The organism is Corynebacterium sp. KPL2830 (assembly GCF_040225635.1).
Taxonomy (GTDB): Bacteria; Actinomycetota; Actinomycetes; order Mycobacteriales; family Mycobacteriaceae; genus Corynebacterium.
In genome coordinates this window covers 1-637 of sequence record NZ_JBEHFR010000072.1, presented here as the reverse complement: position 1 = coordinate 637, position 637 = coordinate 1, and the positions used below count along the sequence as shown (strand labels likewise).

The 637-nt window shown below is 56.4% G+C and carries 1 pseudogene; it reads left to right on the top strand.

What is annotated here, in order from left to right:
• Window positions 1–140: 140 nt before the first annotated feature.
• Window positions 141–637 (top strand): annotated as a pseudogene (locus tag ABRP87_RS11255) (hypothetical protein); the annotation flags it as partial.

Sequence of the window (637 nt, the reverse complement as noted above, 5' to 3'; positions counted from 1 at the left end):
TCGCCATAGTAGTCATTCTGGTTCATCTCCTTATGCGGGTTAGGTTCCCACACACAAACCATTAGACACTCTCTGAATCCGTGTTAGACGAAAACACATTCGACTTAACCGGTTTACTATTCCCGGGGGATACGACCACGATGACAAGTAGCACACCACCACCCACCACCAGGCACGAGCCAGTAGGCGACACCACGCCGGGGAATACCCGCCTGGCCGGCGAGCCACTGGACTACGACACCAACACTGACGCTACTACCGGCACTGATGCTGAGGCTGAGGCAGGGGTACCGGTCGTCTTTTATGCCACCAACACACCCGGCACTCCTATTGCCGCAGCTGGAGCAGCCGCCCGGAAAAACTCCTGGGTATTCTACCAGTCACTCCTTCCAGACCTCGACGATGACGTGGATGTGACACTGACCAGCCTGGCTAAAGACCTAGGCCTCACCTACAGCACCCTGTCTGGGATCATCAGGGCACATTTCCGCATGCAGGAACTACCCCTCGTCGCCGCCACGAATATGGAGCAGTGGATACTAGATACACCACGCCTGCGGGTGAGCGTGTCAAGTTGTTTGTGTGTGGGGTCGGACTATAGGTATTTGTCGAAGCGGTCGGGAAAGGCCACGGCCAT